Origin of the sequence: Ktedonobacter robiniae (assembly GCF_016587375.1) — a bacterium.
In the GTDB taxonomy this organism is placed as follows: Bacteria; Chloroflexota; Ktedonobacteria; order Ktedonobacterales; family Ktedonobacteraceae; genus Ktedonobacter; species Ktedonobacter robiniae.
On the sequence record NZ_BNJG01000001.1, the window covers coordinates 4,153,598 to 4,173,580 of the forward strand.

A 19,983-nucleotide genomic window follows, 5' to 3' on the forward strand; every position below is an offset into this window, starting at 1 on the left:
ATGGTGCCCAGCCCAGGCGAGCGGCTGATACATAATTTAAACTTGTTCTCCAGGCTTCCCCGTGGTAATCCACGTACGCGCCAGTTACCGAGAGAACACGGAATGTGTCTACTTTCTTCTTCCAGTATACCAGATATTCTGCATTTTTCCAGGGGCTGTGTGAGTCAGGTCCTCAAGATGAGAACCCGTCTCATGCAGCCCTGGAGCTTTTGTCGCGCCTAGCGTGTAATGAAGTCGCGACCGATGGCGTGCGCCACTGCCTGCGCCTGTGGCATCAGTTCGTTGAACTGCTGAATGGTCAACGACTGTGCGCCGTCCTTCAGCGCCTCGTCGGGATTGGGGTGTACCTCGATCAAGAGGGCGTCGGTTCCCGCGGCGATAGAAGCCAGCGTCATCGGCCCCACCAGGTGACGGTGACCTGTGCCCTGGCTGGGATCTGAGATGATCGGCAGGTGCGAGAGCGTCTTCGCGACGGGGATGGCGCTGATGTCCATCGTGTTGCGGGTCGCCTTCTCGAAGGTACGGATGCCGCGCTCACAGAGGATAACGTTTTTATTGCCCTGTGAGAGCACGTATTCAGCCGCCAGCAGCCACTCTTCGATGGTCGCCGACATGCCACGCTTCAGTACGACGGGCTTGTTGGTGCGCCCAATCTCGTCCAGGAGCATGTAGTTCTGCATGTTACGTGTGCCGATCTGGAGAATGTCAGCGTACTCGCAGACCATGGCTACATCGGATGGGGTCATGACCTCGGTAATCACGGCCATGCCGAACTCGTCGCGCGCCTTCGCTAGCAACTGGAGGCCCTTCTCACCCAGGCCACGGAAGCCGTAGGGGGAGGTTGAGGGCTTGAAAGCACCACCACGCAGGATGACGGCTCCAGCCTTGCGCACGGCCTCGGCGGCGGTCATCAACTGTGTCTCCGTCTCAACGGTGCAGGGACCCGCCATCATGACGACGTCTTTGCCGCCAATTGTGACGCTGCCACCGTCGACACAGGCCGCGGGTACCTCGACCGTAGTATTCTCAGGGTGAAACTCGCGACTGGCAAGCTTGTATGGCTTGGAGACGCGTAGAACGTTGTCTACGCCGGGCAGGCCCTCGAGAGAGTCTTCCAGGCCCGGAGTGATGCCGCCGATGCCACTGGGCAGGCCCGCGTTGCTGGTTTGCCCCAGCACACCAATAACGGTGCGCTCGACGCCCTGTGAGAGGTGTCCCGAAAGTCCATGGTTCTGCAAAAATTTCAATACGTGCTGTATCTCTTCGTTATTACTATGCGCCTTCATAACGACAATCATGAGTCCTTCTCCTTCTTCTCGCAAACAATTGAGTACGAGCAAACAGCGCTCGCGCTCCGGCCACCGTGACCACCTTGTCATAATTGCCGGGTCGATACAACTTACTTCTTCTCCGAAAACCCTGAGCGTGCTTGCCCCCGAATGGGGTTGGGTTTCGGAATAAGGTTTTTGTCACCAACCTGCTTTTTCCTGTCGGTGATGAATAACAATAACTTGAGCCTGCCTGGACCTCTATCCAGCCTACACGCCCTATTTGTGTAGACCGTAGCTTGGGCGCAGGCGGATAGCTTCGTGCAAATACACGTGACGCATCTCGGCGTTGCTGCGCGTGCTGTTGACATGCAGCAGGACGCGGATGCACATTCCCAGGCTCTCAGGCACGGGAATCTCGCGTGCGCACATCAGCGGTACCTCGGTCCAACCGATCTCGCGTGCCGCTTTCGCGGGAAAGCAGGCATCAAGATCCTCGGTCAGCGTGAAGAGCGCGCTGGCGATATCTCCAAGCTGAAGCTCATTCTCGCTGACGAGATGCTCCAACAGCTCTTTGGTTGCCCTACAGATCTCTTCCTCGGTGTTGTTCTTGACCGTTGTTGCGCCACGTATTCCTCGACAGTAGATCACTATGCTTTCACCCCTTTACCGGTTAAATACTCGCCCTTCTCGACCAGAAGCACTGGTAAGCAAGAACGAAAGTGTCTCCATTGTAAGGGATGAAGGCAAGGTTCTTCCAGCCCGCGATGCTACTGTTGTAGGCTATACCACGCCCACAACCACATTCCCTCCCTTTTCCTCTTTCCTATTTTGCCCAGTTCCTCTAGGCAAATATCCTTTACTTCTTCTCCGAAATCCCTGAGCGCGCGCCCGACTGGGGGTTGGGTTTCGGAATAAGATCTTACTGATTACTCCTGGTTCCCTGGTGCAGACTCTGGATATAGCCTTTGACTGCCCCAGGTTGTTCCTCTTCGCTAGTGCGGTCGATCAGGTTGACCAACGCGCTACCAACGACCGCTCCATCGGCTAAGCGACTGATCTGCGCGATATGCTCAGGAGTCGAGAGGCCAAAGCCGACCGCGATAGGTACCTGCTTTGCTTCGGTATAGCGCCGGATGCGCGCGATAAAGCTCTGCAGATGCGCTGGTAGCTCGGTGCGTGCGCCGGTGACTCCACTTAAAGAGACGCAGTAGACAAATCCGCCCGGTCCCTGCGCGACCAGTTCGACGACCCGCTCCATGCGCTCATCCTTGATGGTTGGCGGGATGAGGAAGATAAGGGCGAGACCATGGCGAGTGGCTGCCTCACGCAACGGTTCTGCTTCGTCTGGGGGGAGGTCTGGTACGATAATACCACAAACCCCATGCTGGCGCGCCTCGGCGCAGAAGCGCTCCAGCCCATAGGCCAGAATCGGGTTGTAGTAGCCCATAAAGACAAGCGGCGTCTCGCTTTGAGCGGAGATGCGTTCCGCGATGCGCATGCAGCCGCGAATCGACATCCCGCGTTCGAGGGCGACGTGCCCTGCGTGCTGGATGGTCGCGCCATCGGCCAAGGGATCGCTGAAGGGCAATCCTAGCTCAATGATGTCTGCACCTCCCTCTATGGCCGCCTGGATAACGTGCACGCTCTGCTCTTCATTGGGATAACCACACATAAAGTAGGGGATTAGTACGCCCCGCCCCTCCTCTTTGGCGCGCTCAAAGGCGTGCGTGATGCGCGCCGCTGGCGACGCGATGGTTTCCTGTCGTCTCTCCATAAATCACTCCTCGTTTGCTTCGTCCGTTATCCTGGGGTGGCTGGCGTCCAGGATAGTTGCGGTGAGCCGTGTTTCGTCTCCTGCCGCGTAAGTGCGTAGTAGCTCCTGAAGCTCTGCCAGAGCCTGCTCAATGTCTGCTCGCCCCTCGGCATGATGCGCCTCAATAGTAATGATGGCGCTGGTCGTGCTCTCCTGGGCTGCGCTTGGCTCGCTCTGGCGCCAGCACCAGCGTCTCGCGATGACCAGGCCCTGCTCATCCGAGAATACGACCTCGTCTACCTCCGGATGCTCGACTTCGTCTGCGCCCAGCAGGACGTAGCGCTCGCTGCCATCCGCGAAGTGGACCGTGACCTTGCCGGTGATAGACTGAATATCAAAGACCGCGACCGGCAGGCCATAGCGGATGCTGACCAGGTTGCCGATATCCACCATCGTATTGATGCAGGGAATATCTCCCTTCTTGGTCAGGCGGCGCAGCAGGGCCTCGGCGGCGCTCCGGTACTGCGTAGGCTCGACGCCAAAGCCACGAAAAGCCGTGCGCCAGGCCGCCAGGGATGGCAACTGGCTGAGCGGAGTCTTGCCAATGCGTTGGATGACCGCCTGCTGCTCGTTGAGATAGGCATCACGCAGCTTTTCAGGTGTGGGGCCGTTGCGCAACCCGTGTGCCAGAATCACGCCCCCAACTACCTGGGGATAGCGCGCTAGTAGATCCGCGCTGTAGCCAAATGACATCATGTCTCCCTTTTCCCTTCTGTTTCTACAGGCTTACGTTCAGTGCCTTCGCGACGGTGATCATATCCTTGTCTCCGCGCCCAGAGAGATTGACGAGGATCAGTGAGCCTGGGGCGATCTCGCCGCGCTGTCCCATCTCTATCAAGTAGCCAAGCGCGTGCGATGACTCCAGCGCTGGGATGATACCCTCGGTCCGGCTCAGTTCTTGCAGGCCGCGCAGGGCGGTGGCGTCGCTGGCGGCTCCATAAGTGGCACGCCCGCTGTCTTTCATATAGCTATGCTCTGGCCCGACGCCGGGATAGTCCAGGCCCGCCGAGATGCTGTGTGTGTCAAAGACCTGCCCATCCTCATTCTGGAGTAGGTAGCTCATGGCTCCATGTAGCACACCCGGCGTTCCCGCGACGAGTGTGGCCGCGTGTTCTCCCTGCTCCATGCTGCGCCCACCGGCCTCCACGCCGATTAGCTTGACCTCGCTGGCATCGGCGAAGGGGTAGAAGATGCCTATGGCGTTGCTGCCGCCTCCCACACAGGCCAGGATCATATCGGGGAGCCGTCCCTCAAAATCTTGAATCTGCTCGCGCGCCTCGGTACCGATGACAGATTGGAAGTCGCGCACGATGAGAGGATAGGGATGGGGACCTGCGGCGGTCCCAAAGAGGTAGAAGGTGCTCTCGGCATTGGCTACCCAATCGCGGAAAGCTTCATTAATGGCGTCTTTCAGTGTGCGCGAGCCAGTATCGGCTGAGCGTACCTCGGCCCCCAGGAGCTTCATGCGAAAGACGTTGAGCGATTGGCGCTCGATATCGACGGACCCCATGTAGATGATGCATTCTAGCCCCAGCATGGCGCAGACCGTGGCCGTGGCGACGCCGTGCTGGCCCGCGCCCGTCTCTGCGATAATACGCTGCTTGCCCATGCGCTTCGCCAGGAGTGCCTGCCCCAGGGCGTTGTTGATCTTATGTGCGCCCGTATGCGCCAGGTCCTCGCGCTTGAGATAGACCTTGACATCTGGTGCAACGAGCTTTGAGAAGCGGGGGACGTAGTAGAGTGGGGTGGGACGGCCCACATAGTGCCGCAGGTACGTCTCTAGCTCGGCTTGAAAGGCTGGATCTTTGCGTGCCTCCTCATAGGCTGCTTGCAGCTCGGCAAAGGCCGTGGAGAGGCTCTCAGGGATAAACTGGCCGCCATACTCGCCAAAGCGTCCCCGCTGATCAGGATAGCGCTGGTGCTGATACTGTGGCGTCTTTTCCTCTTGTGCTTGCATGCGTATTATCTCTTTCTAGTCGTTCCAGAATTACGTGCTTAGCCCTGGCTGGTGCGTACCTGGCTCAGGAAGCGCAGAATCTTCTCAGGATCTTTCTGTTTCTCGCTTTCAACGCCGCTGCTGACATCGACGCCCCAGGGCTGAACCTGTGTGATGGCCTCGCTGACGTTCTCAGGTGTCAAACCGCCCGCCAGGAAGATGCGTTGCCCCTGTGCTGCCTGGCGGGCCAGTTGCCAGTCAGAGACCTCGCCTGTTCCACCCCACTGTGGTGTTGGCGTGTCCAGCAGGAGCCGCCACGAAACCTCGCGATAATCCTGCAACCTCGCCAGGTCGTCCTCCGTACGCAGGCTCAAGGCTTTGATGACGGGTCTCTTGATACGCTGGCAGAACTCGGCTGTCTCATTCCCATGAAGCTGTACATATTGCAAGCCAGCCTCCTCCACAACGTCGTTGATAAAGCTGGCCTCCTTATTGACGAAGACCCCAACGAGGTCGGGCACGCGTTGCCCCTTCTCCAGGCGCTGAGCATAGCTGCTGCTCGCTACGATCTCGCGTACATGCGCAGGCTCAATATAACGGTGGCTTGGCTCATGAAAGATGAAGCCGAGCAGGTCCGCGCCTGCCTCAATGGCCGTGGTAATATGCTCCGCCTGGCGTAGGCCACAGATCTTGACCTGTGTGTTCGCGTTTGCCCCTCGCAGAAGACTCTGGATCTGTCCTGATATATTTTTTGAGACGACCAGGGATTCGCCAACGAGCATGCCCTGGACATCGTAGCGCGCCAGGCGCCGGGCGTCCCCCTCGTTATGAATACCGCTCTCGGCGATAACAATGCGGTCGGCGGGAATCTGTTGGCGCATATCGCGAATGAGATCCGGGTGCATTTTAAAGGTCACCAGGTCGCGGCTATTGACGCCAATAACCAGCGCCCCTGCCTCGACGGCGCGCCGCACCTCTTCCTCGCTGTGTGCCTCGACCAGGCACTCCATGTGCAGGGAGCGCGCCAGCCCTAGCAGGTGGCGTAGCTGAGTATCATCTAGCAGCGCGCAGATAAGCAGGATGGCGTCCGCGCCCCAGGCGCGTGCCTCGTACACCTGGTAGTCATCGACGATAAAATCTTTGCGCAACACCGGGATCTTCACGGCCTGTTTGATGGCTTGTAAATACGCAGGCGAACCCAGGAAGAAATGCGGCTCGGTAAGGACTGAGATGACCTCAGCCCCATTGGCTTCATAGGTTCGAGCCAGCGCTACGGGAGTGGCATCCGTAAAATCACGGATGAGCATGCCCTTCGAGGGCGAGGCGCGCTTCACCTCCGCGATCAGGTGCACCTCTGAGCGTGGCTCGAAAGCCCTCGCGAAGTCGCGTGGCGGCTCCTGTGCCCTGGCCTGTCGTTGTAGCTCCTCTAGTGGTACCTCTTGTTTACGCGCTTCGAGGTCGAGACGCGTTTGTGTGACGATGCGATCAAGAAACATAATTTCACCTGGCGATTGATTGCGTACACTCTATAACATCGGCGAGGGTGCGCCTGGCTTTACCTTCGCGTAATGTGGACTGGGCAAGTTTGATGCCTTCATGGATCGAAGGCACAAGGTCATTGGCATAGAGCGCCGCCCCCGCGTTCAGGCAGAGCATATGCGTCTTCGGGTTGTCGCTATAGTCGCTGAGGAGCGTGCGTAGCATCTCGGCGCTCTCGGGCGCGTTTCCTCCCTTAAAGGCGGCGCGGTCGCTGATCAGGGGTAGGCCAAAATCCTCCGGTGTGATGCTGTATTCGCGCGTTTCCGCGCCCTGGCGCACCTCGCAGACATAGGTTGGCGCGCTCAGCGAGCATTCGTCCAGGCCATCGGCCCCATGCACGATGAGAGCATGCTGGCAGCCCAGGCGCAACAGAACCTCGCCCATCTTGCGCATCACGCTACGGTCGGGAACGCCCAGGACCTGGTAGCTGGTGTGCGCCGGATTGGTGAGCGGGCCAAGGATGTTGAAGATGGTGCGAATGCCAACCTCGCGCCGGGTGGGACCAATATATTTCATGGCCGGGTGATAGGCTGGTGAGAACATAAAGCCGAATCCGACCTCGTCGACGCAGCGCGCGATCTCTCGCGGCCCCAGATCAATCTTCATGCCCATAGCCTCCAGCACGTCCGCGCTCCCACAATGGCTGGTGGCCGAGCGGTTACCGTGCTTGGCGACCTTTGCTCCCGCCGCGGCGGCGATAAGACCCGTGCCCGTGGAGACATTAAAGGTTCCCGCCTGGTCGCCACCCGTGCCACAGGTGTCGAGTGCTCGGGCCTGGCTCTGCTCATCGAGATGGACCTGGACGGCCTTATCGCGCATGACGCGCGCCATGCCCGCGATCTCTTCAATGGTCTCGCCACCGGGGCGTATACGCAATACGGCCAGGAACGCGCCCATCTGGGAGGGCGTGGCGACTCCCGTCATCAGTTCTTCCATGACTTCGGCGGCTTCGTCTTCGTTCAGGGTACCGCCGCTGGCGATATGCCCGATTGCCTCTCGTATCATTGCTCGCTCTCTCCTCGTTTTCTGCCTGTCGGCCTCGTGCCCCAGGCGTCCTTACCGGGTTAAAAAATTGCGTAACAACTCTTTTCCTGCTGTTGTGATGATAGATTCGGGGTGAAACTGGACGCCCTCCACGGGATACTCGCGGTGGCGCAATCCCATAATCAGGCCGTCCTCCGTCTGGGCCGTGATCTCCAGCGCCTCTGGCAGGGTTTCACGCTCGACGATGAGGCTATGGTAGCGCGTGGCCTCAAAGGGTTTTGGCAGTTCTTGAAAGACGCCCTGGTTATCGTGATAGATGAGGGCCGTCTTCCCATGCACCGGCTCTGGCGCGCGAATAACGCGTCCGCCATACACCTGTCCAATGGCCTGGTGTCCCAGGCAGACGCCCAGTAGCGGTGTGCGCGCACCAAAGCGCTCGATCACCTGGCACGAGATGCCCGCCTCATTTGGCGTGCAGGGCCCCGGCGAGATGACGATGCGCTCCGGATGGAGCTCCTCAATCTCATCAAGCGTGATCTGGTCATTGCGCTTGACGAGGACCTCCGCGCCTAGCTCTGCCAGGTACTGGTAGAGGTTATAGGTAAAGCTGTCGTAGTTATCGATGAGCAGCAACATCTTATTGGTCCTTCCCGCTGGGTAGCGCGACCGTGGCAGCATGCGCCTGGAGATATTCGCGCGTAATGTTCTCGGCCTCGTCTACGGCGCGCATCTGGGCGCGAGCCTTGTTGACACTCTCCTGGTATTCCTTGGTTGGGTCCGAGTCGGCGACGACGCCACCACCGGCCTGCACATAGGCCACACTATCTTTGATTACCATGGTGCGCAGGGCTATGGCCGTCTCCTGGTTCCCGTTATGGCTAAAGTAGCCAACCGCTCCCGCATAAAGTCCGCGCTGGTCGCCCTCCAGCTCGCTGATAATCTCCATGGCGCGAATCTTGGGCGCGCCCGACACCGTTCCCGCCGGGAAGCCCGCGCGCAGGGCCTCAAATGGCGAGACATTCTCTCTCAGCTTGCCTGTGACGTTCGAGACCAGGTGCATGACATGTGAATAGCGCTCAATGGTCAGGAATTCATCGACCTTGACGCTGCCAGGCTCGCTCACGCGTCCCACATCGTTGCGCCCCAGGTCTACCAGCATGATGTGCTCCGCTTGCTCCTTAGGGTCCTGGCGTAGCTCGTCGGCCAGTTGCTGATCACTGAGGTAGTCTCCGCCTCGCGGTCGTGTGCCCGCGATAGGTCGAATCGTGACCTCCTCGTCTTCGTAGCGCACCAGTAGCTCTGGCGATGCCCCCACCACATAGAAGTCTTGCAGGTCGAGGTAGAACATATAGGGTGAGGGATTGATGGCTCGTAGCGCCCGGTAGACCGTAAAGGGGTCAGCCGTGATGCGGCGGCTGAAGCGTTGCGAAGGGACAATCTGGAAGGCGTCGCCGGCTTTGATATATTCAATCGAGCGGCGTACCATCTCCTCGTACTCCTCCTGCGTGCGATTGGAGGCCCAGGGCTCGGATTTCTGTTCCAACTGCTCCGGCTCTGGCAGGGGAACGCGTACCGGCTGGCGCAGGCGCTGCTGCACATCCTCAAGGATGGCACTGGCCCGCTGGCATTCGGCTTGTAGGTCTGGCGCATCCAGGTGCAGGTGCGTGATCACGCGCACGCGCTGCTTGACATGGTCAAAGACCAGCACTGTCTCCGTAAAAACAATCACCGACAGCGGCAGATCGAGCGTGTTTTTCACGGGTACGGGCACGCGTTCAAAGCGCGAGACCGCCTCATAGGAGAGGTAGCCGACGCTGCCACCAAAGAATTTGGGCAGTTCGTTGGGCGCCATGTCGGGCGGCAAGACCAGTCGGTACTGCCCCAACTCCTGCTCAATCAGGGTCAGGGGATCGTGGCAGGGAACCTCTTCTCGGCGTGTGTTGACCTCGCCCCGCTCATTCTTGCTCATCTTGAGCAGGGTCGCGGTCTCTTCGCGGTGCACCATGACCATGTAGGGGTCAATGCCGATGAATGAATAGCGTGCGACTTGCTCTCCCCCGGTGACGCTTTCGAGGAGAAAGCTATAGGGATTCTGGGCCGTTTTGCAATACGCGGAAACAGGGGTCTCCATGTCGGCCAGGATATCACAATAGAGGGGCAGTATGGGTCTGCTCTTGCTGACATCCTGACTACCCGTCTCTATGTCATACAGCCTTTGAATTTCGGCGAGCGATGGCGAGTATAGCATGCTCAAAATCCTTCTCTCTGTTCTGGCGGAGCTTCTGAAGTGAATCACTTCAGAAGCCCTTTCACTTTGTGTTAACCCAGACCTACAACTGTTTTGACGTTGCGAACTGTCTCCTGCGCGCTGGGGCGAACCGCGTCCGCTCCTTGCTTAAGGATGTTTTCCAGTTCACCCATGTCATTGATATATTCGTAGTAGCGTTTCTGAATAGGTTCCAGCGTGGCAACGAGCTGCTCGGTGAGCGTGGCCTTGAAGTCTCCATAGCCCTTGCCCTCGAATTCGGCTTCGATCACCGCCTGCTCTTTGCCCGTGATCGCCTGATAGATGCCTAGCAGACTGGTGATGCCGGGGCGCTGGGGATCAAACTTCACCAGGCGCTCAGAATCTGTCTGCGCGCGTCCGATCTTCTTCTTAATGACCTTGGGATCATCCAGCAGGTTGATGCGCGACTGCGGATCCGGATCGCTCTTGCTCATCTTCTTGGTTGGCTCGCTCAGCGACATAATGCGCGCCGCAACGTCGCGAATCTGTGCCTGCGGTAGCGTAAAGACTGGCTGCTTGTAAAGGCTATTGAAGCGCTGGGCGATATCGCGTGTCAGCTCGACGTGCTGACGCTGGTCATCACCAACGGGGACATAGTGCGCGTGGTAGAGCAGGATATCGCTGGCCATCAGGACTGGGTAGCTATACAGGCCGTTGCTCACGCTATCCGGATCATCCGCCGCCTTGGTTTTGAACTGCGTCATGCGGTTCAACCAGCCCATAGGAGTGAAGCAATTGAGAATCCAGCTCAGCTCGGCGTGTTCCTGGACGTGCGACTGGACAAACAGTTTGCAGTGTTCCAGGTCAAGTCCCACCGCCAGGTAGAGCGCCGCCAGCTTGCGTGTATTCTCGTGCAGCTCTCTGGCGTCGATGGGCAGGGTAATCGCGTGCAGGTCAACGATACAAAAGATGTTTTCGTACTGTGCCTGCCCCTCGACCCAGTTGCGGATGGCTCCCAGGTAGTTGCCCAGGTGAATATTTCCGGTCGGTTGCACACCCGAAAAGGTGCGTTTCTTCACGGGAGGCTTGCCAGTTCCCGCCGCTAGCTGCTCAGTGGCTTTCGCATTCATCTCAATCGTCATTGCTCCATCTCCCAAGAAAACATGTATTTACAGAAAACAAAAAACGCCTCTCATCCCCCACAGGGACGAGAAGCGTGTCGCTTTCGTGGTACCACCCTTGTTCAGATTATCCGCCAGTATCGTGTTGTTTTGCTGCCTAACTTGCTTTTCTAGGTTGCGAATAATCCCTCTTTGCCGGATACGGCCTCGTCAGAGCGCTCAATCTTTTTCTCTACTTCTGGCTCTGTCCTGGTGACATATCCTGTCCTCGATAACGGGGGACGTTCCGAAAGAGTACTACTAATTCTATCGGCGTAGAACGTTCGCTCTTTAGCTTGCAGGCCCATTCCATAGCTGTGCTGATATCGGTTTCCACCATCCCCGACTCTCTGGCATCGTCGACAGGCTATGTACTTTTCCTGTTCATCGCGTTCGGTCTTTCTTTGTGCGTATGAAAAAAGTATAGTAACAAATTTGTGTTCTGTCAAGTGCTATATGCGCGCATTTTCGCTTTCTTCATTCATATTTTTCCATCAGAGCCTTTACACTTTTGACATATGTATGATTGAAGATGCCGTAGTGATCCAGGTTCCAGGAGCCTTCGTTATAGGCGCTGACCACCTTGTCCAGGTCGCCATCATAGCGCTCCCACAATTTGTAGAGGTAATACGTTCCCAGGCGGATGTTATCCTCAAGCTTATAGGGGTCGCGCCTCGTACTAATGGTACTGTTGAGCGCCTTCGCCGTATAGGGCATAAGTTGCATGACACCAATGCCGCCGTCCTTGGCGATGACGTGCTGTTTCCAGCCGCTTTCCTGCCAGGCAATTGCCAGAACAAGGTCCGCTGGAAGACCATAGTCGTTCGCGTACTGGCGCAGCATATCTTCCACCTGTGTTTTTGAGGAGCTTTCCAGTGCTGTGTAGGCATACCAGCGTATGCTTCCATCTTCTAATATTCCAGCTTCTTGTATCGTTTGGGGCAGACAGAGCTGCTGGCCATAGAGAATCAGGTTCATATTCAGCAGGTAATTAGCCTGGGCGATATCCGCTAATGAGACCCCAGATTGTTGCGCGATATGATTGAGGTTATCTCCCACCTGGACCGTATACCACCTGCACTCCTTGCCCGCACCTGGATCGGCTGCGAAGGTCTGGAAGTGGAGAAAACTCACCGTAAACAGGAAGAGGAGCAAGACACCCAACAACGGCGATGGCAGTATCCCTCTGCCCCTTCTCTTCTGCAAAAAGTATTTTCTCATCTTGCACTACCCCTCCCCTTACAACTTTCTGCCTCCAACACATCTTTACTATAAACTCCTCTTGTATAAACACATACCAACTCTTAATATCTTTTCGCGCCTGCGGCGCTCGCCTGGGTAGGGAGTGTGATGCATGGTGGCAGCCGCAAGCTGCCACCATGCATCACACTCCCTACCCTTCTGCTGTGCTGAAATAGCGCTCTTGACGGCTTTTTCCCTGCATGTTACAGTGAGGGAAAATGTCTACGCATATGACTGGCTAGCAAGTTTGGAGAAACGGGGCCAAGAATGATGAAAGCAGGCGAAGCGCTGAGCGCGACGGTCGAAGAATATCTGGAAAGCATCTATAACATGAGCGTTGAAGGCGAACTCGTGATTGGCGCGCGTCTGGCCGAGAAATTTGGGGTCTCCGCGCCTACCGTGACGGAGATGCTAAAACGCCTGGTGAAATCTGGATACATTGAGATGGACAGCAAACGCCATATCACCCTTACTGAGGCTGGTTATGAGGCGGCGGAGGCCGTGCTACGCCGTCACCGCCTGACCGAACGTTTCCTGGTGGATATGCTGGGAATGCAGTGGCACCAGGTGCATGAAGAGGCCTGCCGCCTCGAGCACTTTATCTCTGGCGCGGTCGAGTCGCGTGTAATTGCTAGCCTCGATCTGCCTCAGACCTGCCCCCATGGGAACCCTATCCCCGGTATCGTTCCCAATGCTCGCACCTATCTCAAGGATAATCATGCCCTGCGCCTCTCCAGTGTTTCCGAGGGGCAGCAAGTTACTGTGCTCTGTATCTCGGAAGTCGTTGAGGATGAAGAGGCGTTGATCCTCTACCTGCATCAGAAAGGCATTACCCCTCGTATGCATGTGACCGTGCTCTCGCAGGAGCATGTGGAGCCTGATGTCGATCCCACTGCTCGTGGCGAGCAGTTCTTGCTACAAGTGGATGGACGCCAGGTCGCGATTAGCAAGGCTTCTGCCGCTAAAATCTGGGTCGTTGCCAACTAAAGCCCATTCCCTCTTGCTAACGGGCCTTCTCATCTTACACTTCTTGTCAGGACCAGTCTGCTTCTATTGCTCACATGTAGGCGCGTGCTTTAGCAGCGCGAGCAACATCAGGCTGGTCTTTTCGTCTCATTCTTGGACGAGATCGACGCATATTTGCTATACTGCCTAAAAATAAGGATGTTGGCCTCGTTCTCTTCTTTACGGCGAGAACAAATATATCTGTGCGTCTAAATACTTACTACTTATCCGAAAACCCTGGGCGCGCGGCCGCTGTACCCCCGAATGGGGGTTGGGTTTCGGAATAAGATCTTAGCGAGATTGTGTGAAAATGTTATGAATGATGAGCATGAATCTTCTCAGTTGAGACCTTCCCTGGATGCAGAGTGGCAGAAGGCACCAGCACAAAAAAGACGTGCAGGCGTGACCTTGTCTGAAGAGTCAGTCAATGCACAGACCGAAAATTCGCGTCGAGACTGGCTCATTGGGATAGGCATGGTGCTCTCCTTTATGCTCTACTATCTGCTAGGAAATACCAATCTCCCCTTTGGGATCTTGAACGATCCCCATGTTGTGCCAGCCTCGTTCCTGCCCTTCCTGGGCCTGCCTTTTCTCCTTATATTTCTGGTCCTGGCCTGGATGCGCCTCCCTCTGGCCCTGGCACTCTTTCCATTGACGCTGCCCTATTTTCAGGATCATTACCCAAAGACTGTCTACAAAACTCTGCATTTTAGCCTGGCCGAGATCGCCATCTTTTCCCTCTTTGCGCTGGCGCTGGGACAGCTTGTCTTGAAGAAGGAGGTGCGCGCCTCTTTCTCCTGGCGGGCGCTGCGTGAGCGTCTCGGCGCCTTCCTGCTCCCGGCTGCGATCTTTCTGCTCGCGGCCTGTGTCTCAGTCGTCATTGCCTATTCACGTAGCAATGCCCAGGTGGCCCTGCGCAAAGAAGTGCTGCTGCCGCTGCTCTATGTCGTGCTGGTCCTGGGCTATATTCGCACACCACGCCAGGTGACAAATCTGCTCAAGGGGCTTATTGGCGCGGGTCTGATGATCGGCCTCTTTGGTGTGATTCAGTATTTCTTCATGAAGAATACCCTGGCTCAAGAGGCTGATGGCGTGCGCATTCATACCGTTTACGGCAATGCGAATAATATCGGCCTCTTTATCGATTATGGGCTTCCCATTGCCCTGGCCTGGCTGGTAGCGCTCAAGCTCTCCTGGCGCCAGCGCCTCCTGGTGCTTGTGCTCTGCCTCCCCATGCTGATCTCGATTTTTCTGACGCAGTCGCTCGGGGCCTGGCTGGCCCTGGGAGCCGCGCTCCTCTTCATCGTTGCGCTCTCCCTGCCCAATCGCAAAGTCTTGCTGATCGCGACGGTTGCCTTGCTGGTCGTCGCTGGTGCAGCCTTGGCCCTCTATCATGACCGCATTCTCAACTTTGTCTTTGAACGCCACGCTGGCCATGGCGTGGGTACAGCCGAGAAGCGTATTTACCTCTGGCAGACTGCCTGGCACATGATTCAGGATCATCCCTGGTTTGGCGTTGGCCTGGATAACTGGCTCTGCCACTATAGCCCCAATAAAATATGCCGTACCTCGCTACCTCACTACTGGATTACCAATGATCCTGTCACGGGCGCCTGGACGGGGATGAGTGATGAGCCAACGCTCTCGCATCCACATAACATCTTCTTGCATGTATGGGTCAGCATTGGGATCTTTGGCCTGCTAGCCTTTATAGGGGTGTTGATACTCTTCTTCTGGACCTTCTCTCGGATCCTGTTGCGTCTTCGTACAGCCCCACTGGCTGAGCGGGCTGCCTATCGCTGGCTGGTGGTTGGTGTTGGTGCCTCTATGGTGGCGGCCCTGGTGCAGGGCCAGATCGATAGTGCCTTCCTGGAACAGGATCTTGCCTACTGTTTCTGGTTGCTGTGTGCCGCGTTGCTCATTCTGCGCCAGCTCACACAGACCGCCTGGTGGCGCGAAAAAGCCTAGAAAAGGAAAAGTGGGGAGTGCAGAGGGGCATCAGCCCCCTCTGCGTCATTTCCCTCCCGCCGCAGGCGGGATGAAGCCCTTTCAGACGAAATTGTACAGAGTAGACTAGTCTTTTGTGAGCAGCCTCACAGTAGGAATGCGAGGCCGCTCATAGCTATCTTTTCCCAATCCCTGTTACACTACAAAAAGAGTTTTTTCGGGAGAAGATATATGCTATTAGACATCCCCGTGATGACATTGCTCATCTGGTGCGCCTGTCACTTTGTGGGTGACTTTGCCTTTCAAAGCACCTGGATGAGTCTGGAAAAAGGTAAGAGTTGGGAAGTCAATTTTTATCACTGTGCGACCTATACTGCTGTCTTTGTGCTCTTTGCCCATCCCTCCTGGCTGGCAACACTGCTTCTTTTTGCGACCCACTTTATTGTCGACCCACTGAAGGCGCGCTATAAACTCATTGGCCCCATCTGGCTTGATCAGCTCCTCCACATCTTAACCATCGTCCTTATTCTCGCGTTCAAATTCTAGCTATGGCGTTTGTGGACAGCGCGATGCTGCTGACGATTTTACAACGTATAAGTAAAGAGGGCGTTGCAAGGTTTGCAACGCCCTCTTTCACGTGTATTATGCACTAGCTTTGTTCAACCTGGGGGCCGTTCTCGCCCTCTGGACCACTTGGCTTCTCACCCTTGCCATAGATGAATGTAGAGAGATCACTGCGTGTCTCCTCCAGGATTTTGTGGAGCTGCGTCAGACGCTGAGCATCTCCACCTGTGCTGCGCGCCGCGATAACGAAGAGGCGTGCGACCTCGGCAGCCTCGGTACGTAGTGCCTGTACCTCTGGTGCATCCCAACGCTCAACGCGCCCCGCGAAGCGCTCCCACCAGGGGTTATGTCCAGGTGCGCCCCCTGCAGGATTTGTCTCCTCCGCCTTGCGCTCGCCCAGGAAGGCACGCCCGGCGTCGGTGATGTGATAGATCTTCTTGCCCTCTTCTACGGTCACGGTGACCAGGCCGCGATCTTCAAGCATTTGTAATGTTGGATAAATCGAACCCGCGCTAGGGGCATACAGGCCGTTCGATTTCTGTTCCAGAGCCTTCATCATCTCATAGCCATGCATAGGACGCTCTTGTAGAAGCTCTAGCAGGGCATACTTCATATCACCGCGCCCAAAGAAGCGCTTCTTAAAGCCTTCAGGACCAAATGGGCCCTCAGGGCCAAAGGGACCCTCGGCTCCAAATGGGCCATGCTGACCAAATGGGCCGTGAGGACCAAAGGGACCTCCAGGGCCAAACCCGCCGCGACGACGCATCCACATCCCGAAGCCTCTTGGACCATGATGTCCATGGCGGCCATGGCGCCTCTCAGACTCCCAGGGGGGCGTCCACCCCTCCCAGTCTCCGCCAGCGCCCTCAAATGCAAAATCTTTTCCAAATCTGCGTGGCATTGCTGTCCACTCCTTTCAAGATGGTGTTGTACTTGCTGTTCTCATTGGCATTTGCTCAATACGATATATCGTTATTGGTAATATAAACGATATATCGTATTGTTGTCAAGACCCAAATGTAGCAATATCTCGCCTGGCGGTAATTCACCTGAATTTGTGTCCACTTTTTACCCGAATCTTTGCTCATTCACCCGAGTTTGTGCTGTGCTAACGATATACTCATGCGCGTTTGGTAGATAGTAGTTTCTCTTTTTGTACGATTGAGTGGAGTGGTGGTTCGATGGACACGTAATCTACCAGATCTTCGACACGTCACAGTGCCCCAGGATTAGATGTTTGCAAAATTGCAGGGCGATCAATTTCGGGTTTTCTGCCCGGCTTCAAGGTAGAAGGTCACCAATACAGTCGTTTGCCGAAACCGTGGCAATGAGTCGTTGCGTTGTATGTTCTCCAACAAATTGGTGGTCTGATCCTGATTTTCTTGCTAGAAAATGCTCTACATTGCCATAATATACTTCAAGAGGTCGAATGTTCAAAAAGCAAACCGAAAAGGAGTTCCTTGATGATAACAGACACATCCCCATTGATGAGTGTGTACGAAGGCTGGGATGGCCATCAGCGTAGCTTGATACGAGCCATTGCTCCACTCTCCCCCCAACAGTTAGCCTATCGACCTGCACCCCATCTGCGCTCTGTAGGGGAAATCGCTAGCCACCTGAGCCTGGGACGGGTTGGTTGGTTCCAACGGATGCAAGCACCTGGCAGCAAGGAGGTCGTTCGCCAGGTCAATGGATGGGAAGAGGAGCATCGTATTGTCGAAAATGCGGCGGAACTCGTCAGGCGCCTGGAAGTGACCTGGCAAATGATCGAGACCACACTCGACTCCTGGGCGATCAGTGACCTGGCCCAGACGTATCAGCATACGTACTGGGGAAAAACCTACACGATCTCGCGCCAGTGGACGATCTGGCGCATCATGTCCCACGATCTTCATCACGGTGGGGAGCTCGTCATCCTCCTTGGCATTCAGGGTATCAACGCTCCCGAACTTGGTGATCTGGGCGGACATATTACCGAACCTCCTCTAGCTGAACCACCCTGATCGTACCGAGGACGCGTTACGCTCTTTGCTGGTTATGGAGATATCGAAAATGCTAGGTATTCCTTGTTGAAATTCATGTGGACTTGAGATTGGCGTTTTGGGGACGTAGGTTTGGCGCAAGAAGAGCTCTTTGCTAGCGTGATGTTACCGCAAGGAGGACAAGTGAAATCAGCATTTTCCTTCTTCTTTTTCTAGTATACTGGAAAAATGCCCAAAAAACATCGTCCAAAGGGCCGGTGTGTGTTTGCGTTCTCTCCTGTATGATATGGGTCGTCGTACGCTCAAATCATCAGCAGGGCTCTATGCTCTGTTGCTTCAAGGAGACAAACGCATGCAGATTCGACGTTTCAGCTCTGAGCTCAAAATCAAAATCCCTGGCAATCATCCCGGTTTGTACGGTGTACCTATCCAGCTCCGCCGTGGACAGGTCCCTCTTGAAAAACTGGAAGCGCTTGCCAGGCGTGTCAATGGCATGCCTCTGCTGCTGAATGCTGAACTGCAGGTGGAGGCGATGTACTTTGATCCGCATGCCTGCATAGAAGAACACGCAGCAGATCATCCGATCCTCTTCCTGGTCATTCACGGTCAGGGAACAGTGCGTATCGGTGGCCCCGCGGGGGAAACGCGCGACATCCAGGCTGGTGATGCCGTTCTTTGGCCTGCTCATACCGACCACACCGTCTGGACAGGGGACGAGGAACTCCATGCGATTGTGATCAACGCATTTCAAGACAAGGCTGCTCACTGACATTCTTGGCAACGTTCTTGCCTTCCGTCTCAATGGCGGTTCTCAATTCACGTGGCCACCGAACATGCTAGTGCAAAAGCACGAGGCCTGTTTGGATTAAAGATGTTGTATGGTTCTCCTCTTGAGAATTCAAAGCTCTTGTGCCTGGCGCTAACGACTGGATAGGCATCTGTCCGAAATGTGACGCACCCTCTCTGTCAGGAAACGCATTTCTAACTTGCATTTGTGTTAATCTGAGCGTATGCTTTCTCCATCTTGTTCAGTTGCGGAGGAAAACCATGGCAAAAGAGCAGATTCATATGCCGACATCCATACCACAGGCGGCCCGGCTGGCGGTAGCCGTGTATTTTTTTCTAACCGGTGCCACGTTTGCCTCATGGGCAGTGCGTATTCCAGCCGTGCAAACCAGGCTTGGGCTGAGCCCAGGTGAGCTTGGAGTGGCCTTGCTGGGAACGGCTGCCGGCGAGCTTGTGTTCATGAATCTGGCCGGTTACCTGGCGGCGCGCTTTGGCAGCCGATTTCTCACCGTGATTGCATCTGTCTGTCTTAGTGTGATGCTGCCGATCCTGGCACTCGCGCCAACCCTGCCGGTTCTGGTGGCGACGCTCATGCTCTTTGGTGCCTCTTTCGGATCGGTGAATGTGGCCATGAATACGCAGGGGGTGGCTGTCGAGCGGTGTTACGGGCGTTCCATCTTCAGTTCGTTCCACGCTTGCTACAGTATCGGCGGACTAACCGGGGCACTAGTCGGCGGGTTGATGGCCACTCATGACATTGCTCCCTTGCCGCATTTTCTCGGCGTCGCGTTCCTTGGAATCATTCTGACGCTCTCGGTCGCGCATTTTCTGTTGCCAGCCCATACGGACGCACAGGGAGCAAGGGTCGTAGTTGCCCGCCCAACGCGTACACTGCTGGCCCTGGGCCTCGTTGCTTTCTGTGTGGTACTTGGGGAAGGGGCCATGGCTGACTGGAGTGCCGTCTATCTCAACACCATCCTGCGTACGGGGATGGGACTGGCCGCAGTGGGCTATGCTGCCTTCTCCATCGTCATGGCCGTGGGCAGAGGAATGGGGGATCACCTGGCGAACCGCCTTGGACCAAGTATGATGGTCCGGTTGGGAGGACTCGTGGCTGCGGGAGGGCTCACACTCGCGTTGGTGGTCAATTGGGTTCCGTTGGCCCTGGTCGGCTTTGGTCTGGTGGGCGCGGGCTTTTCGGTGATCTTTCCCCTCACACTGAGCGCTGCAGGCCGTACCTCGAAGCATGTATCAGGAACGGCGATCGCTGCCGTCGCCACCTGCGGATATGTCGGTTTTCTGGTCGGTCCAGCTGTCATTGGCTTCGCCGCGAACGCTCTGAATCTGCGCGTTGCTCTGGGCGTTGTGGTGCTCCTCAGCCTATGCGCTGCTGCCTTCGCGCGCGTGGTAGGCGGTAGCAAACAAGCCGGGAGCGGCCAGGTTCTTGCGGATGGCGAACGCTCTTTTCCTTTGGGGATCTCTACTGAGAGGAAGCCAAAAAGATCATCACAGATCTGAGCCTATCAG

At 56.3% G+C, this 19,983-nt stretch carries 18 protein-coding genes and 1 riboswitch; of the genes, 6 read left to right on the plus strand and 12 right to left on the minus strand.

From position 1 onward, the window contains the following. Positions 1–3: 3 nt before the first annotated feature. A riboswitch (ZMP/ZTP riboswitch) is annotated at positions 4–98 on the minus strand. A gap of 120 nt (positions 99–218) precedes the next feature. The 11 genes from aroF to JMJ04_RS17335 form a co-directional block, all read right to left on the minus strand. Then, complete coding sequence (gene aroF, locus JMJ04_RS17285) at positions 219–1,298, minus strand: 3-deoxy-7-phosphoheptulonate synthase (RefSeq protein WP_201371694.1); 1,080 nt, start codon at positions 1,296–1,298, stop codon at positions 219–221. 249 nt (positions 1,299–1,547) lie between these two features. After that, entirely contained in the window at positions 1,548–1,919 is a 372-nt protein-coding gene (gene aroH / locus JMJ04_RS17290; RefSeq protein ID WP_201371695.1) for a chorismate mutase, read from the minus strand. Positions 1,920–2,190: 271 nt separating this feature from the next. Next, positions 2,191–3,045, minus strand: a complete 855-nt coding sequence (gene trpA / locus JMJ04_RS17295) for a tryptophan synthase subunit alpha (RefSeq protein WP_201371696.1) — start codon at positions 3,043–3,045, stop codon at positions 2,191–2,193. Between the two features lie 3 nt (positions 3,046–3,048). Next, complete coding sequence (locus JMJ04_RS17300) at positions 3,049–3,780, minus strand: B3/B4 domain-containing protein (RefSeq protein WP_201371697.1); 732 nt, start codon at positions 3,778–3,780, stop codon at positions 3,049–3,051. Between the two features lie 22 nt (positions 3,781–3,802). Continuing rightward, positions 3,803–5,041 carry a tryptophan synthase subunit beta gene (gene trpB, locus JMJ04_RS17305; protein WP_201371698.1) on the minus strand — a complete coding sequence of 413 codons (1,239 nt, stop codon included), beginning with the start codon at positions 5,039–5,041 and terminating at the stop codon, positions 3,803–3,805. 38 nt (positions 5,042–5,079) lie between these two features. Then, positions 5,080–6,516 (minus strand): bifunctional indole-3-glycerol-phosphate synthase TrpC/phosphoribosylanthranilate isomerase TrpF, encoded by a 1,437-nt coding sequence (gene trpCF, locus JMJ04_RS17310; protein ID WP_201371699.1) that lies wholly within the window; start codon positions 6,514–6,516, stop codon positions 5,080–5,082. 4 nt (positions 6,517–6,520) lie between these two features. Next, complete coding sequence (gene trpD / locus JMJ04_RS17315) at positions 6,521–7,564, minus strand: anthranilate phosphoribosyltransferase (RefSeq protein ID WP_201371700.1); 1,044 nt, start codon at positions 7,562–7,564, stop codon at positions 6,521–6,523. 51 nt (positions 7,565–7,615) lie between these two features. Then, a complete protein-coding gene (locus tag JMJ04_RS17320) occupies positions 7,616–8,179 on the minus strand; it encodes an anthranilate synthase component II (RefSeq protein ID WP_201371701.1) in 564 nt (187 codons plus the stop codon). Between the two features lies 1 nt (position 8,180). Continuing rightward, the gene (trpE, locus tag JMJ04_RS17325; protein WP_201371702.1) at positions 8,181–9,791 is read right to left on the minus strand and encodes an anthranilate synthase component I; all 1,611 of its coding nucleotides are present in this window, start codon (positions 9,789–9,791) and stop codon (positions 8,181–8,183) included. 71 nt (positions 9,792–9,862) lie between these two features. Next, positions 9,863–10,900 carry a tryptophan--tRNA ligase gene (trpS, locus tag JMJ04_RS17330; RefSeq protein ID WP_201372384.1) on the minus strand — a complete coding sequence of 346 codons (1,038 nt, stop codon included), beginning with the start codon at positions 10,898–10,900 and terminating at the stop codon, positions 9,863–9,865. 507 nt (positions 10,901–11,407) lie between these two features. After that, positions 11,408–12,151, minus strand: coding sequence for a lytic transglycosylase (locus JMJ04_RS17335; protein ID WP_201371703.1), 744 nt, complete (start codon positions 12,149–12,151; stop codon positions 11,408–11,410). Between the two features lie 288 nt (positions 12,152–12,439). On the opposite strand from JMJ04_RS17335, the gene JMJ04_RS17340 reads away from it, so the two are divergent. The 3 genes from JMJ04_RS17340 to JMJ04_RS17350 all read left to right on the plus strand — a co-directional run bounded on the left by JMJ04_RS17340 (position 12,440) and on the right by JMJ04_RS17350 (position 15,670). Continuing rightward, positions 12,440–13,159, plus strand: coding sequence for a metal-dependent transcriptional regulator (locus JMJ04_RS17340; protein ID WP_201371704.1), 720 nt, complete (start codon positions 12,440–12,442; stop codon positions 13,157–13,159). A 420-nt stretch (positions 13,160–13,579) separates the two neighbouring features. Further along, entirely contained in the window at positions 13,580–15,145 is a 1,566-nt protein-coding gene (locus JMJ04_RS17345) for an O-antigen ligase family protein (RefSeq protein WP_201371705.1), read from the plus strand. 210 nt (positions 15,146–15,355) lie between these two features. Continuing rightward, positions 15,356–15,670, plus strand: coding sequence for a DUF3307 domain-containing protein (locus tag JMJ04_RS17350; protein ID WP_201371706.1), 315 nt, complete (start codon positions 15,356–15,358; stop codon positions 15,668–15,670). Positions 15,671–15,773: 103 nt separating this feature from the next. On the opposite strand, the gene JMJ04_RS48040 is transcribed toward JMJ04_RS17350, so the two are convergent. Continuing rightward, positions 15,774–16,589, minus strand: a complete 816-nt coding sequence (locus tag JMJ04_RS48040; protein WP_201371707.1) for a PadR family transcriptional regulator — start codon at positions 16,587–16,589, stop codon at positions 15,774–15,776. A 562-nt stretch (positions 16,590–17,151) separates the two neighbouring features. Between JMJ04_RS48040 and JMJ04_RS17360 the strand changes: the two genes are divergently transcribed. From JMJ04_RS17360 to JMJ04_RS17370, 3 genes are all read left to right on the plus strand, one after another. Further along, complete coding sequence (locus JMJ04_RS17360; RefSeq protein WP_201371708.1) at positions 17,152–17,691, plus strand: DinB family protein; 540 nt, start codon at positions 17,152–17,154, stop codon at positions 17,689–17,691. 331 nt (positions 17,692–18,022) lie between these two features. After that, positions 18,023–18,439, plus strand: a complete 417-nt coding sequence (locus JMJ04_RS17365) for a cupin domain-containing protein (protein WP_201371709.1) — start codon at positions 18,023–18,025, stop codon at positions 18,437–18,439. 299 nt (positions 18,440–18,738) lie between these two features. Continuing rightward, positions 18,739–19,974 carry an MFS transporter gene (locus tag JMJ04_RS17370; protein ID WP_201371710.1) on the plus strand — a complete coding sequence of 412 codons (1,236 nt, stop codon included), beginning with the start codon at positions 18,739–18,741 and terminating at the stop codon, positions 19,972–19,974. Positions 19,975–19,983 lie beyond the last annotated feature (9 nt).